Source organism: Rothia aerolata (assembly GCF_014635585.1).
Taxonomy (GTDB): Bacteria; Actinomycetota; Actinomycetes; order Actinomycetales; family Micrococcaceae; genus Rothia; species Rothia aerolata.
In genome coordinates, this window is record NZ_BMDC01000001.1 from 815,271 (window position 1) to 829,762 (window position 14,492).

The window sequence follows — 14,492 nt, forward strand, 5'->3', positions numbered from 1 at the left end:
CTAGCTACAGGTGGGGAAACTCGCCGGGTCAGCGCCGTCCCCGATTTCAGTCACCGCTTTATATGCCTCATCGAGGGTCGAGACCTTAACCGCCGAAAGCCCCTCGGGAACATTGCCCACCACCTCTGAACAGTTATCGGCCGGAGCCAGAAAAATCTCAGCGCCGGAGTCACGGGCACCCACCATCTTCTGCGCGATGCCGCCAATGGGGCCAACCGTTCCATCGGAGGATATAGTGCCGGTGCCGGCAAAGTGCTTGCCACCGGTCATATCGCCCTCGGTGACTTCGTCAATAATACCCAGGGCAAACATCATGCCGGCACTGGGGCCGCCGACTTCTTCCACCCCGTATTTCACGTCAAAGGGAAAATCATAGTTTCGGTTGATATAGAGACCCAGAACGTAGTGACCAGCCTCCTCGTTCCAGCGGGGAGTCACCTCAAACGTTTTCTCGGCTCCCTGACGTTGCACGGTTACCTCAATGGGCTTGTCTTTGTTGTTATCAAGTATCTCGGCAATTTGGTCGTAGCTTTTCAGCTCGGTGCCACCCAGGGCGCGCAGGGTATCCCCTTCCTCAAAGAGATCTGCCCCGGCGGCGTCATCGGAAATAGCTGAAACCCGCAGTTCCTCAGAAAAATCAATACCCAGCTGGTCCAGCGCAGCGGCCTCGGCGGTCTCCTGTGAATTAGACATATCGGCGGCGTTTTGCGAGCTCACCTGCTCGTTGGTGACCGAGGGGTCGTACATCACCGCGGTGGGCACCACGACGGTGTGGGGCGCCAGCCAGGTTGCCAGGGTTTGCAGGGCAGAGATTTTGGTGTTGGGGCCACCTGCGGTAGAAACGGTGGTCATGTCGAGCTCGCCACTGGTCTCAAAGGAGGGGCGGCCGTCAATCTCAATGAGTTGGCGGCCATCTACCTCACCAATCGTGTTGAAGGTGGGGCCCGGTTCTTCGGTCACGAAGTCCACCGGCACGAGCATGGCTGCCAGCGCTAAAAGCGCCGTCGATCCGCCGGCTAGAGTCTGAAAGCCAGGACGACGCAGGTGCCACTTTCTCCGCGAGGGCTGCTGGGAGGGCTTTGTTTGGTCAGACTGGGGGCGTGAACCGGCATATTTCTTCTGGGGCATGCTTACCAGATTACCCCATAAAACCGGGAGTTTTCGGGGCAAAGAACCTTGGAATTCGCCGAGGGACTGCCTGGGGAGGGGTGTGGCCCTGGCAGAGTTTAGCTGACTTCGGTAACGTAGCTTCTAGCTAAAGGTAAGTAGTTGGAAAGTAAAGGAGATTCACCGTGGCAGACAGTAATAAACCCAACGGTAACAATGGTGAGAATGACCCGTTTGAAGAGCTCTTCAAGAAGCTATCAGAAAACGGTTTCACCTCTGGTAACGCCGCCGGGGGCTTTGGCCCGCAGGCGATGGGCATTGACCCCGAAGATTTGCGGCGCATGGGTCTGAACATCGACCCCAATATGATTTCTGGAATTTTTGCTTCGGTGTCGTCGATGATGAACGCGCAGAATTCCGATGAACCGGTGAACTGGAACCTTGCCCGCCAGCACGCCCGCCAGGCGCTGGCGGCGGGTGGCTCTGACCCATCAGTGACCCAGAATCAGAAGTCAGCGGTGGCAGATGCCACCCAGCTGGCAGACCTCTGGCTTGACCCGGTGACTTCTTTTGAGCGCCCCGGCTATCAGACCGAGGCCTGGTCTAAGGCAGAGTTCATTGAGAACTCCTTTGCGGTCTTTCAGGAAATTGCCGGTCCCATTGCTGTTTCAATGTCTGAGGCCATGAACAATTCCATGGAGGCCCAGATGCCCGAAGAGATTAAGTCCATGCTGGGCGGTGGCGGCAATATTCTCTCCGGTATTGGCGGCATGATGTTTGGCATGATGGCGGGCCAGGCGGTAGCTCAGCTGGCTAACGAGGCGGTGTCTTCCACCGATATTGGCCTGCCCCTGGCGGAGGGTCGTTCTGCCCTTCTGCCTGCCGGTGTTGCCGCTTTCGGTGAGGGCCTGGAAATTCCTACTCAGGAAGTCATGCTTTACCTGGCGGTGCGCGAGGCGGCCCTGGTGCGGCTCTATAAGTCCACCCCCTGGCTCCGCGACGACATCATTGACCTCATCAAGCGCTATGCCCGCGGTATCCACATTGATATAGAGCGGATGCAGTCTGCCGCAGAAGGCCTTGACCCCATGAATCCCGAGGCGATGCAGGAGGCCTTTGCCGCCGACATCTTCACCCCGCAAAACACCGAAGACCAGCAGCTTGCCCTGCAGCGTCTTGAGACTCTGCTGGCCCTGGTAGAGGGCTGGGTGACCGTGGTCGCAGAGCAGGCAACCAAGAACCTGCCCGCTTCGGCTCAGCTGGCTGAGACCATGAACCGCCGTCATGCGTCCGGTGGCCCCGCCGAGCACGTCTTTGCTTCTCTGGTGGGCCTTGAGCTACACCCCAAGCTCAACCGCGAGGCGGCGGCTTTCTGGCGCTCCTACGGCGAGGAGCACGGTACCGACGCCCGGGACGAACTCTGGAAGGCACCGGAAACCCTGCCCACCGCAGAGGAACTCACCAACCTGGATTCCTACGCCCAGCGGGTGGAAATCTTTGACGCCAGCGATGACGAGTTTGACGCCGCGCTGGAGAAGCTGCTCTCCGGCGGCTACGACGAGCCTGCCTCTGATGACTCGGGCGATTCCGAGGATTCTTCTGAGGACGACACGAAGGACGACGACCGCTAGGGTCTAGCTCCCGCGGTGAGCGAAGGTAACCCCCGCAAGGAAGGCTTCGGCCTCAGCCTTGCGGGGATACCTGCTTTCTAGGGCTTTAAAACGCCGGTTGTGGTTGGCTTCGAGAAAATGGCAGAGCTCGTGGTGGAGCACAAACTCCAGCACATAGTCGGGGGCTCCCTGGAGCACGTGGGAGATTCTGACCCTGCCCTGGCTCGGGGTTGCAGACCCCCAGCGGCTCTTCTGGTTGGTCACCCAGCGAATCGAATCTGGCAGGCGGGCCAGCTCCGGCAGAAAGTTTTTCTGAACGTCACGGGCACGGGCCAGCAGAAAGTCATCGCTGGCAAACTTCTTTTTCTGCGTTCGTTTGCGCTCCTGCTGCCGCATGATGGACGGAAGCAGCTTCTCTAAATACTCCGCTATCTCAGCCCGCGAGGTAGCCTCCGGAACCAGCAGACGCACCCGGCCGCCGTCCTCCATACGAGCGCTGACCGTCTTGGTGCGCCGGGCAGACCGCACCACCACAACCTCGGGGCGGGTGGCGGTGGCGGGCAGAATTTCCTCGCGCCGGGACGGGCTCATCGACGGTCCTTGGGCGCAAGGGCGTCAAGAAAACGCGAGCGCTTACGGTTGGCGCGGCCACCGGGGGTGCGCGAACGCGACCAGCTGAAGGTCAAATGCTTGCGGGCTCGGGTGATTCCCACATAGAGCAGGCGCCTTTCCTCATCGATTTCATCGCCGGTTTTGGCGAAGGAGATGGGCATGAGTCCCTCGTTGAGGCCGGCGAGAAAAACGGCGTCCCACTCAAGGCCCTTCGCCGAGTGCAGCGAGGCCAGCGTGACCCCGTTCATCACCGGGGCATCCTGGTTGGCCACGCGCTGGGCTAGATCTGCCACGCACTCGTGCATGGTCAGGGCAGGGGGAGCTTCCACGCCCGTCTCGCGCGCCTGCTCCCGGGCTTTCTCCCGCTCGGCGTGTAGGCGATCCGCCATAGAAACGAGTGCTGCCAGCGACTCCCACTTTTGCCGCACCGCTCCCGAGGACGAGGGCCCCTGCTCCGTGTAGCCCAGGGATTTGAGGACGTCGCGGGTCAGCTGGGGCACGGACTCCTCCCCCGCCGCGTTGGCTGCCCCGCGTAGCTGCAGGATGCCGTTGCGCACCTCGGGGCGGTTGAAGAACTGTTCGGCTCCGCGCAGCTGGTAGGGTATGCCCTCATCGGTCAGCGCCTGCTCCAGAGCGGCAGACTGGCCGTTAGTTCTAAAGAGCACGGCAATTTCTGAGGGTGCTAGGCCGTCTTTGCTGATGAGGTCTTGGATATCCTCGGCGATTCCGGCGGCCTCCTGCTCGTCGTCGGCGTACTCAAACCACTCCGCCTCGACCCCCGAACCGCGCTGGGATTCCAGCCGCAGCGGCGGCGCCCAAGAACCGGGGGTGGAATCTTGGGCGGGGCGGCGGTCAGCCAGCAGACGGTTGGCCAGAGAGACCACCTGGTGGGTGGAGCGGTAGTCCCTAATCAGCTTTACCACCGTGGCGTTCTCATAGCGGCTGGGAAAATCCAGCAGGTGGCGGCTGGTTGCCCCGGTAAAAGAGTAGATGGTCTGCGAGGCATCGCCCACCACGCAGAGGTCATCGCGGCCCCCCAGCCAGGCATCGAGCAGGCGCTGTTGCAGGGGCGAGACGTCCTGGTACTCATCCACCACAAAATGCCGGTACTGCTTGCGCACCGCAGCGGCAACCTCGGGATCGTCTTCCAGCACGCCCACGGTCAGCAGCAGCACATCCTCAAAGTCAATGATGTTGCGCTCGTCTTTGAGCTCCTCGTAGGTTCTAAAGAGGCGGGTCATGTTCAGCGGGGTGATGTCGGCCGGTAGCTGGCGGTCGGCCAGGCGTTTCATCAGGGTATCGGGGGTGAGCATATTGACCTTGGCCCACTCGATTTCTGCCGCTAAATCGCGCACGGCGGCCCGGTCAGTGGTGATGCGCAGTCGGTTAGCAGCCTCGGTAATCAGCTGGGCTTTGTGCGGCACAATCTGCGGTGGAGTTCCGCCCACCGCCTGCGGCCAGAAGTACTTGAGCTGGCGCAGGGCAGCCGAGTGGAAGGTGCGGGTCTGCACCCCGGGCGCTCCCAGCTTACGCAGGCGCACCCTCATCTCATCGGCAGCGCGGGTGGTAAAGGTCAGGGCCAGCACCCGGTTGGCAACATAGCGGCCGGTGGCGATTCCGTAGGCGATACGGTGGGTAATTGCCCGGGTCTTGCCGGTACCCGCGCCCGCTAGAACGCACATGGGCCCGGAAAGCTCGGTGGCAACCCGGCGTTGCTCAGGGTCCAGCCCTTCCAGAATTTGCTCGGGGCTGGGCGCCTGGGCGGCGCCCTGTCCGGTCATGGGCTGGGAGGGCATGGAACTCCTCGGTTTATCTCAAAAATTTATCTCAAAGGTGGGCGGATTCTATTGTAGGTCTCTGCACCTAGGCCTCGGTAGGTTCCTCGTCGAGAGAACCGCCATAGAAGTCTTCTATAAGTTTTCGGCTGATGGAGGATCGCCCGGGCAGGACGACGCTTTCGCTGCTGTGTGCCTCAAAGAGCTCGCGGCGGCTAAACCAGCGGACTCTCTCAATCTCGTCTCCGTCTGCTTGCACCGAGCCGGGGTTAGAAATCTGAGCTCGAAACCCCAGCATGAGAGAGCGGGGAAAGGGCCAGGGCTGGGAGCCCATGTAGGTCATGGAAACCACCTCACCCCCGCACTCTTCGGCAATTTCCCGCGCAACGGCATTTTCCAGAGATTCGCCCACCTCCACAAAACCGGCGAAGGTAGAGAACCGGTTAGCCGCCCAGGCCCGGGCCTGGCCCAGCAGAATCTTCTCCTGCCCCTCGACGGTGGCAGTCACCGCTGTAATCACCGCCGGGTCAGTACGGGGAAAGAGGTCCCCACCCTGCCTGGTTTTCCGCGCCCAGCCGGCGTGAATCACCTCGGTGGCCTCGCCCGTGGCGGGGTCGAAAGCATGGCGGGCGTGCCAGAAGTCAAGCGCAGTTGCAGCCGCCAGCAGTTCTCCCCACTCGCGGGCAACCGCCGTCTCGGCGCCGTCCTCAAAACCGAACTCGGCAAAGCTGCGTACCGCCAGCCAGCTACCTCCTGCCTGGATCGCCAGTACATCGGTGATGCTCTGTTGCTCGCCGTCGGGGCCCAGCAGGTTCAGCGGAGCAGAACCAAAATCAATAAAGTCCTCCCAGCCACCGGTCAGCACGAGCACGGGCGCGGTCTGGCCCGTCTCCGGCTGGCGGTACTCACCGGCGAAGAGAAGGTGGGCGGTGAGTATCGGCTTTTGAACAAACTCACGAAGCACCTGAACCTTCAGCCCCCGAAAATCCGCTAGATTCAGGGGCATCTGGTGGGAGCCCACCAGCACCTTTCCCCGCTCTAGGGCCAGAAGAATCGGCCGCTGCGACCAGGGGTAAAGCTCAGTCTGAGATTGAGACTGGTTAGCTGCCGCATCGTGCTCCTGCTCCAGGGCAGAAACCAGCTCCTGCAGAAAGCCCTCTCGAGCACGCAGTTCGTTCCAGCGGCGCAGCTTAGATGCCGCCAGTGGTATATGCCCCAGCGGTGAAAAATCAGCAAAAGCTGAGGTCACAGCCGGGTTCCCTGTTGCCCGAGCCTGAGAGTTTTCGCCCAAATTATTCTGCATCTCCCGCTTCATTCCCTCTTTGCTCCTCATCTCTTGTACCCTGGAAGGGTGACTGTTACACCGCTTCAACTTGCCGCCATTGTCTCCGCTGGCGTCCCCGGGCTCTACCCCGTGGCTGCGCTCCCCTCTGCTGATGACGCCGCTGACTTCGACTCAGCGATTATCATCGACTCGGCAGATAAGCGCTGGCGCGTGCGCTCACCCAAGCACCCTGAAGCTAGCGTACGCCTTGAAGCCGAACACGTCATCCTTCAATCCTTCTCTGCCGGGCTCCGCGCCCGCCTGCCCTTTCTGGTTCCGACCATTGTGGGGTCGGTGCCGCTGAACGGTATGCAGACTTTTATCTACACCCACATCCCCGGTGTGCACTACGAGATTGACGAGCTGGCAGAAATTTCTGCCCACGCTCCGGCAGAGTCCGAGAATCTGGCGACCTCCCTGGGCAGGATGATCGCGACCATCCACGTGATGCCCGAGACGATTATTGAGGACGCCGACCTGCCGGTCTACACCGCCGATCAGATTCGTTCCCGCCGCCGGGCCGAGCTCGAGCGCGCTGCCGAAACCGGCAAGCTACCGCAGGGGCTGCTGAAGCGCTGGCGCGCCCAGATGGACGACGACTCCCTCTGGAACTTCCGCCCCCGAGTGATCCACGGCGACCTCAACGAAGACAACCTAGTGCTGGACAAGAAGAAAATCACCGAGATTACCGGCTGGTCTGAGGTCTGCGTGGGCGACCCCGCCCTGGATTTCTCCTGGTTGCTGGCCTGCTCTGACGACGCTTTCCGCGACGAAGTGATCGAGGTCTACACCCGGCAGATGCCCCAGCTACCCGATGAAGCCCTCTGCGACCGCGCCAACCTCTACGCTGAATTTGCCCTGGCCCAGTGGCTGATTCGCGGTATCGAACTTGAGGATTCCGATATGGTGGCCCAGGCCGTCGAGCTCCTCGAGGGGCTGGAAGAGGGAATGCGCGGCACCGGCGATATTCCTTCTGAGCAGCCCTCCTCCCCGCAGCGGCCTGCCTCTAGCGGCGGTTCCGTTGCCGTCCGATTTTCTGAGCCCGACGAATCAGCCTAACCAGCTCCGCTTCATCGGCAAGTTTTTCCGGCTGCCACACTTTCTTCTCTGCCACGTAGAAGAAGGTGCCGGTCACCGATTCCACCGGCACCCCCATCAGCCGGGCGAAGCCCAGGCGGTAGAGGGCCAGCTGAAGCGACTTAGCCTTCTTCTCGGCGGCGGTGCGGGGTGAGCGACCGGTCTTCCAGTCCACCATCTCCCAGAGAACCTCTCCCCGCTCGTTTTCAGAGCGGTAGATAGCATCCACCCTGCCTCGAATTGAGATGCCCTCCACCGGGGTTTCGATGGGATACTCCACAGCCCAGGGTTGCAGCTTGGCCCACGGGCTAGCCAGGAAGTTTTCCTGCAGGGTCGGCAGGTTAAGAGAGTCGTCTACAGCTTCATCTGCATAGTCCTCTTCTTCAAAGTCCAGCATGGCTGCCTTCTCAAAGTGGGACTCCACCCAGGCGTGGAAGAGGGAACCCTGGCGGGCCGCAATCCCCGGCTTCTGCGGCATGGGGCGCACGATGTTCTCTACCACCGCGGTCGTATCAGTTTGCAGGGCCACCAGGTCTGAGGCACTGAGGTGGCTGGGTAGCTCAAAGTCGTCAGTATCGCTCGGGGCGTTGAGCAGGCTCAAGAGCAGGTCGGCTTCGTGGAACCAGTCGTCAATCGAAGGTCCGGAATCTTCACCTGCTGTCTCAGCTGCACCGATAACCGGTGACTGCTCTGCGTGAAAGCCCTCTTCCAGTCCCCCGCGTAGCACGTTCTGCGCTGCCCGTTCCATGCGGGCTCGTCGGCTGGTGTGCAACCGTTCTTCCTGCAGGAGGGATGCACGACGGCGGGCCTCCACCGCCTCATCGCTAAAGTCACCCTGATCGTGGGCCTGGTTTAGGCTCTCCACCGACTTCCAATCAAAGGTTTCAGGCCCGTCAATGGGGTCAAAGGGCCACAGGGCCGTGGTAATCGATTCAGACTGGGGGTTCTCGCTGCCCACCTGATCTTCGGGAAAGATATAGCCCAGGGCGAAGGAGCTCGAGCCAGCTGCCCCTGCCCCGTTCTCTTCGTAGAGCTCTGCCCAGAAATCTGATGCTGCGGCTGGCTTAGACTTGGTTCCCTGCCAGGCAGAGTTCGAGAGCACCAGTAGCGACCGGGCCCGGGTAATACCCACGTAGGCCAGGCGCCGTTCTTCGTTAATGCGGTAGAGCTGGGCTTCTTCTTTGAGCTGGTTCAAGAAGTCTTTAAGCTCCACCACGTTTTCAAAGTCTGAACGCCAGGTAGGGAGAAAGCCCGAGTCCCCGCGCAGGGGCCAGGGCAGGGTATCGGAATTTTGAGTCCACCGAGGGTCATCGGTGCGGGGAAAATCCCCCTGGTTCATGCCGGGAATGAAAACCTGGTCCCACTCCAAACCCTTCGAAGCGTGAACGGTCAGAATCTGCACCGCATCGTGGCGGGGTTCATCTGCCACCATATCCAGCCCCTTTTCCTCGGCTGCTGCGGCATCGAGCCAGGCCAAGAAGCCGTTGACCCCGCTGGCCGAACCGCTGCTTGCCGAAAGGGTAAATCGGAGGGGGCGATCGCCGTCCTCGGACTCTTCCGCCTCGGGGTCGGCAGAGACCAGCTCGGCTCCGGCCAGCAGGGTGGCGTTAATGCGCGGGGCACTGAGCGAATACTGGGCGGCAAAATCGTAAAAGGCATCGATATTTTTACGGGCTAGAGAAGTCGGCAGACCGGGCTTGGCGGCCAGCTCAATATCCAGCAGAGTTTTTTGCTCAATGGCCGCAATCAAAACGGTGAGGTCGTCTGCCATAAACTCCCGCAGCTGCCCCAGTTCCTCAGCCAACATGTTGAGGCGGGCTAGCCCCTCGTTTGTGAGCGAGCGCCCCTGGAAGGAAGTCCAGCCCGGCTCTGGCAGGTTTTCCAGAGCCTCAATCAGCGAGGCGCCGTCGGTGATGTCTGAGGTGGTCTGTTTAGCCAGGCGCTCCATCTCCTCCCGGGCTTCTTCCTCGGTCATTTCGGCGTAGAGGTCTTCGGCTAGACCGGTGCGGATCGACTGACGACGGCGCCGCTCAAGATGGGCTGCCCAGTCGGAGAAGGCCAGCAGGTCAGAGACGCCCAGGCGCCAGCGGGCTCCCGCCAAGAGCCGCATGAGGGCGTCTGAGCGGCCGGGGTCTGCCAGCACCCGCAGGGTGGAGACCACATCAATCACTTCGGGGGTATCGAGTAGGCCGCCCAGGCCCACAATCTGGCAGGGCACCGCCAGCTCATCGAAGGCGCGGGCAATCGGTTCCATCTGGGACCGTTTCTTGCAGAGCACCGCCATGGTGGGCATCTCGCTCAGCGGCCTGCCTGCATACCTGCCTCGTTCGGCTGAGACTGTCTGGGCCAGGGCAACTGCCTCTTGGGCGTCGGTTTCAAAACGTTCCAGGCGGACTGTTCCGGTACCCGGCTCCGGGCGCGGAGCTAGGTCAGGCACCTGAACCTGGGTTCTCACCTCAACCCAGTCGGGCTGCTCTTGCAGAGGCTTGGCCACCGTATTGGCCGCCTCTAGAATCTGGGTGTCGTTGCGCCAGGCAACGGTGAGGTAGCTTGCGGTGGTGTCTGCGGTGGGAAAGTAGTTGTAGAAGTTAAGGAGCTGGCCGTCGGAGGCACCGCGGAAACCGTAGATAGACTGCTTGGGATCCCCCACCGCCATCACCGGGTGTTCGCTCCTGCCCTTTACCGCTCCAAAGAGGTCTGAGAAGAGCTCCATCTGAGCGTGGGAGGTATCTTGAAACTCATCGAGCAAGACCACCCGATAGCGGTCGCGTTCGGTCTGTCGGGCCTGGGGAATGGTGCGGGCAATCTTGGCTGCCAGCGCAATCAAATCGCCGTAGTCCATCACCTGCATGTTCTTCTTAACGGTGGCATACATCTGCACCAGCTGCGCATAGAAAATCCGGTTCTTGAGCCGGTCCACCAGCTTGTTGCGGTCAGCGCCCCGGTTCCGCCCTGCCAGCGGCAGGTTCTCCAAGACGGTAATTTCACGTTGGCACCAGTCAATAACATCTTGGGGGTCACGCAGGTGCTCGGCGCACTCCCCCGCCAGCTTCAGCACGGCGTCAATCATGCTCTGCTTGGCCTGCGGATCGGCGGGAATCAGGCGGGGGTCAACATACTCCACCAGCTGGGCAACCAGCTGCCAGGCCTGGGCACCACCGAGCATCTGGGAATCCTGCTCTACCCCCAAGCGCAGACCGTAGTTGGTCACCAGATAGTTGGCGTAGGAATGGTAGGTGGACACGCTAGGGTCAACCACCGGTGCAGCTTCTTCGCCTGCGGGCTGGGCAACCATACCCAGTCGCCGCAGCTCCTCCAGCCGCAAACGCATTCTCTCGCGCAGCTCCCCGGCAGCTTTACGGGTAAAGGTCACGCCCAGTACCTGGTCAGCCCGAACCAGGCCGTTGGCCACCAGAAAGACCACCCGGTCAACCATGGTGGCGGTCTTACCGGAACCGGCTCCGGCAACTACCAGGCGGGGAGCCAGTGGTGAAGAGATAATCGCAGACTGCTCGGGGGTGGGTGCTGGCCGCCCCAGCGCCTCGGCAATCTCTTCGGGAGTGTAGCGGTAGTTCATATCTTTCCTCACGACTAGCTCTGGGTGACCTGACGGCCGCGGGTACACAGGGGGCAAATCTCGGGCAGGCGGCAGCTCTTTCCAAAACTCCCGTTCTTAGAGGAGTCATGGCGAGCCTCAAGATGCTTAGCCGAAATCAGCTCTGCTGCCCTGTTAATCAGATCAACCGCCCACTGGGCATCCCGGCTCAGCGCCTGCTGCTCCTGGGAACCGTACTTCTTGGTATCTTTACCAATCTGCACCAGATAGGCTCCCCCCGATTCCTCGTGGAGCTGCCGGAACTCGAGCGCCTCAGCGGCGGCGTCCTGCCCCTCTTGTTCCTGAGCAGCTTCCATCGCCTGCCCAGCACCGGCCTCCAGCGCTACCTGGTAGGAGGCAAGCTGCGGGTGCTGTTCCAGCTCCCCCTGGGTGGGCGAAGACTTGCCCGTTTTGAGGTCCACAATCACGTACTTGCCCTGGTCCAGGGTTTTCTCCAGCCGGTCTACCCGGCCCGAGAGCAGGGCGTCCCGTCGGGGCCCGGGCACAAAGACTTTAAAAGATCCTTCTACCCCCACCAGTTCACGGCCGTGTACCCCGTGCAGGTCTACCACGTAGTTAACAAATTTCTCCACCATGGTGACCGCCCGCTGATAAACCACCTGTGTCTCCCAGGTATCGGGCAGACCCAGCCGCTGGAAACGAACTTCCAGCTCCCTGAGTATCTGGGTGCGAAAGCTCTCTGCCGGGTTGAGATCATCGGCCTTCCAGTCCGGCATATCCTCCGCCAATTCATGCACCAGGGTACCGATGGAGCGCGCCATATCGGTGGCAGCCTCAGCGCGGGCCTGGGCCACGAACCAGTCCAGCGGGGAAGAATGGATTGCCTCCACCCGCGAGGGCGAAACGGGCACCGGTGTTGAAGGGTCAAAGGTCGGCGCATCAGATGAGAGGGGCCGCATACCCCACCAGCTGGCAGGGTGGGCGCCCGGCAGCTGCGCACCGGCGGTCTGGTCTGGGTCATTGAAGCGGTGCAAAATCTGAGCGGCAGCGGCAGCCCGGGCAGGGTCTCTATCCTGGCCCTCGCTAAACTGGCGCAGTTCAGCAATCATGGCGCGCAGGGTCATAGGACGGCGCACGGGTGTGTTCGCCCGCTCCCCTCCGGGAGCCGGCGCCACCATATCCAGTAGCTCGCTGGGCATATCGTCAGCAGAAGAAACAGCCGTGCAGACCAGGCGGAAGCTCGCCCGAGACACTGCGGTGGAGAACATACGGAGCTCGTCAAAGCGGGTGGCCTTGAGCCGGTCGACGATTCCCACCGCCGCGGCGGCGTCCGCGCCCAAATCCAAGATGTCGGTAAGGGTTTGGGTGTTGAGCAGGGAACCGCGGATGGTGGTGTTGGGCCAGGTTCCTTCTTGGAGACCCGCGATATAGACAATATCCCAGCCGCGGCCGGCGGCTACGGCGGGAGTCATAATCTCTACGGCATCGGTTTCAGCAGCACGGGCAGCCAGGGTATCCATGGGGAGGTCCTGGGCATCGATATAGTCGAGGAACTGGGCGGCAGTTGCGCCGGGCATCTGGTCTACATAGCGGCTTGCTGCCTCAAAAAGGCCAATCATGGCGTCCAGGTCTCGGTGGGCTCGCTCGGCGGCAGAACCGCCCATGCCGCTGGCTTCTTTCCAGAGAGGGGCCAGGCCCGAGGTTTCCCAGAGCTCCCACAGCACAGTCTCGGCGGTAGCACCGGGCAGGTCAAGGGCCCGATCACCGGCTGCCAAAACCCGGGCAACCCGGCGGGCGGCATCTGCTCCCCTACCGGCCGGTAGCTTCTCGGCATCCATAAGGGCCTCAACCAATAGGTCATCGCTGGCCCGGTTCCCTCCCGACCGCAGTTCCTGTGCCCGGAGCCCCTGCCGCAGACGGCGGATATCCATAGCTGAGGCACCGCCTAAACGGCTGGTCAGCAGGGCCAGGGCAACGTCTACCCCGATACCCCAGCCGGGCGCGTCTGTCTCCCCTGTCTCCGTTGCAGAACGCACCGACCTGGCATGCAAAATAAGCCCTAGAGCATCCAGAAAGGGGCGCACCGCCGGTTCATCACGCACCGGGGTCAGGGCCTGAGCGGTCTTGACCGGAATGCCCTGGCTCTGTAGCACCCGCTTGAAACGGGTCACCGCTGACCCGTTACGCACGATAATGGCCGAGCGGGAAAAAGCCCTGCCACGATAGAGGTGGTCTTCTAGAATCAGCTGGGCCAGCAGGCGGGCCTCGCTCTGGGGCGAATCTACCGTAAAGCCCTGCACAGCCGCCCCCAGATCTTGGGATTTTACGGGGTCGAGCAGGCTGCCGTCGTCCCCGGTCTCCCACAGCGCCTGAACCTCCGGCTCCGTCTCCACTGGCTCTGCGAGATCCCGGCTGTGCTGTACCCCCGCCACCACCGGAATCCTTACCGCCACCGACTCCCAGGCGCGGGCAATCTCCGGGGGCATACGGTAGGACTGGTCAAGAACGGTGATCGAGGCCGCCGGTAAAATCTCCCGCAGCCGAGAAGCAGAGTCAGGCCGGGCACCACGGAAGCCCTGCACCGCCGTGTCGGTGCAGAGGCTAATCACGACTTCCCCAGGGTAGCTAGAACCGCAGAGCAGGTTGAGAAGACGGTAGATGGAGGGCGTGGCCTCCTGCATATCGTCAATTAGAATCAGCTGAAGGGTTTCTTGTTCCTCTTGCAAAAAGCTCGGGTTCTTCTCAAAGACATCGCAGGCCTCATTGATAAGGGCGGCCGGATCGTAAGCATTGGGCATCCGAAGCCGGCGAATCTGCCGGTACTCGGTATAGAGCTTGGCGGTAGCTGCCCACTCGGGGTGGCCCTGCTCTTCTGCCAGGCCAGCTAGGTCTTCAGCAGAAAGATTGTATTCCACCATACGGTCAAAAAAGTCGCGCAGCTCGTGGCGGAAACCCTGAGTTCCCAGGGCCTCCTGCAAATCAACCGGCCACTGCACTGCCGCCCCCTCACCCCGGGCGTGGCCCGCCAGAAGCTCGGCAATCAGAACATCCTGTTCGGGGCCGGAGAGTAGCTTGGGGGAAAATTCAACCCCGGGCAGAAGCCCGGCGATGTGGGCCCGGCGCAGCACGTCGAAGGCGTAGGCCTGCCAGGCCCGCATGGGTGCGGCAGACATGGTGGTTTGAGCCGCCGAGGTCAGGGCCTCTCGAAAGCGAGCGGCGCTCACGCGGGAAGGAGTCAGCACTAGCATGCGCGCCGGGTCACCGGTTTTCAGAAAATCCAGGGCCCGGTTGAGGAGGGCCCGAGTTTTTCCCGTTCCCGGCGCCCCCAGAATCAGCTCCGCCATGATCTCTCCTTCCGCTCTTTTCCTCTCTCTAGAGTGACACGGGGGTATGACAAAATAAGCTCATTTCTGCTGCCATCGGTCACAATT

8 protein-coding genes are annotated in these 14,492 nt (G+C 61.7%); 2 read left to right on the forward strand and 6 right to left on the reverse strand.

Features of this window, described 5'->3' with window-relative positions; translation table 11 throughout:
* Nucleotides 1-1,128 (reverse strand): YlbL family protein, encoded by a 1,128-nt coding sequence (locus IEV00_RS03645; protein WP_188358939.1) that lies wholly within the window; start codon nt 1,126-1,128, stop codon nt 1-3.
* Nucleotides 1,129-1,292: 164 nt separating this feature from the next.
* On the opposite strand from IEV00_RS03645, the gene IEV00_RS03650 reads away from it, so the two are divergent.
* On the forward strand, nt 1,293-2,738 hold the full coding sequence (locus IEV00_RS03650; RefSeq protein ID WP_188358940.1) for a zinc-dependent metalloprotease: 1,446 nt from the start codon (nt 1,293-1,295) through the stop codon (nt 2,736-2,738).
* A gap of 3 nt (nt 2,739-2,741) precedes the next feature.
* Here IEV00_RS03650 and IEV00_RS03655 read toward each other — a convergent pair whose 3' ends face one another.
* The 3 genes from IEV00_RS03655 to nudC all read right to left on the reverse strand — a co-directional run bounded on the left by IEV00_RS03655 (nt 2,742) and on the right by nudC (nt 6,407).
* On the reverse strand, nt 2,742-3,308 hold the full coding sequence (locus tag IEV00_RS03655; protein ID WP_188358941.1) for a YgjP-like metallopeptidase domain-containing protein: 567 nt from the start codon (nt 3,306-3,308) through the stop codon (nt 2,742-2,744).
* A complete protein-coding gene (locus IEV00_RS03660; protein ID WP_229723047.1) occupies nt 3,305-5,125 on the reverse strand; it encodes an ATP-dependent helicase in 1,821 nt (606 codons plus the stop codon). Before IEV00_RS03660 ends, IEV00_RS03655 begins: the two co-directional genes overlap by 4 nt.
* 67 nt (nt 5,126-5,192) lie before the next feature.
* A complete protein-coding gene (gene nudC / locus IEV00_RS03665) occupies nt 5,193-6,407 on the reverse strand; it encodes an NAD(+) diphosphatase (protein ID WP_188358942.1) in 1,215 nt (404 codons plus the stop codon).
* Between the two features lie 48 nt (nt 6,408-6,455).
* Between nudC and IEV00_RS03670 the strand changes: the two genes are divergently transcribed.
* Entirely contained in the window at nt 6,456-7,487 is a 1,032-nt protein-coding gene (locus IEV00_RS03670; RefSeq protein WP_188358943.1) for a phosphotransferase, read from the forward strand.
* Here IEV00_RS03670 and IEV00_RS03675 read toward each other — a convergent pair.
* Nucleotides 7,435-11,082, reverse strand: a complete 3,648-nt coding sequence (locus IEV00_RS03675; RefSeq protein WP_188358944.1) for an ATP-dependent DNA helicase — start codon at nt 11,080-11,082, stop codon at nt 7,435-7,437. The genes IEV00_RS03670 and IEV00_RS03675 overlap by 53 nt on opposite strands.
* A gap of 14 nt (nt 11,083-11,096) precedes the next feature.
* Entirely contained in the window at nt 11,097-14,405 is a 3,309-nt protein-coding gene (locus tag IEV00_RS03680; RefSeq protein WP_229723048.1) for an ATP-dependent helicase, read from the reverse strand.
* Nucleotides 14,406-14,492 lie beyond the last annotated feature (87 nt).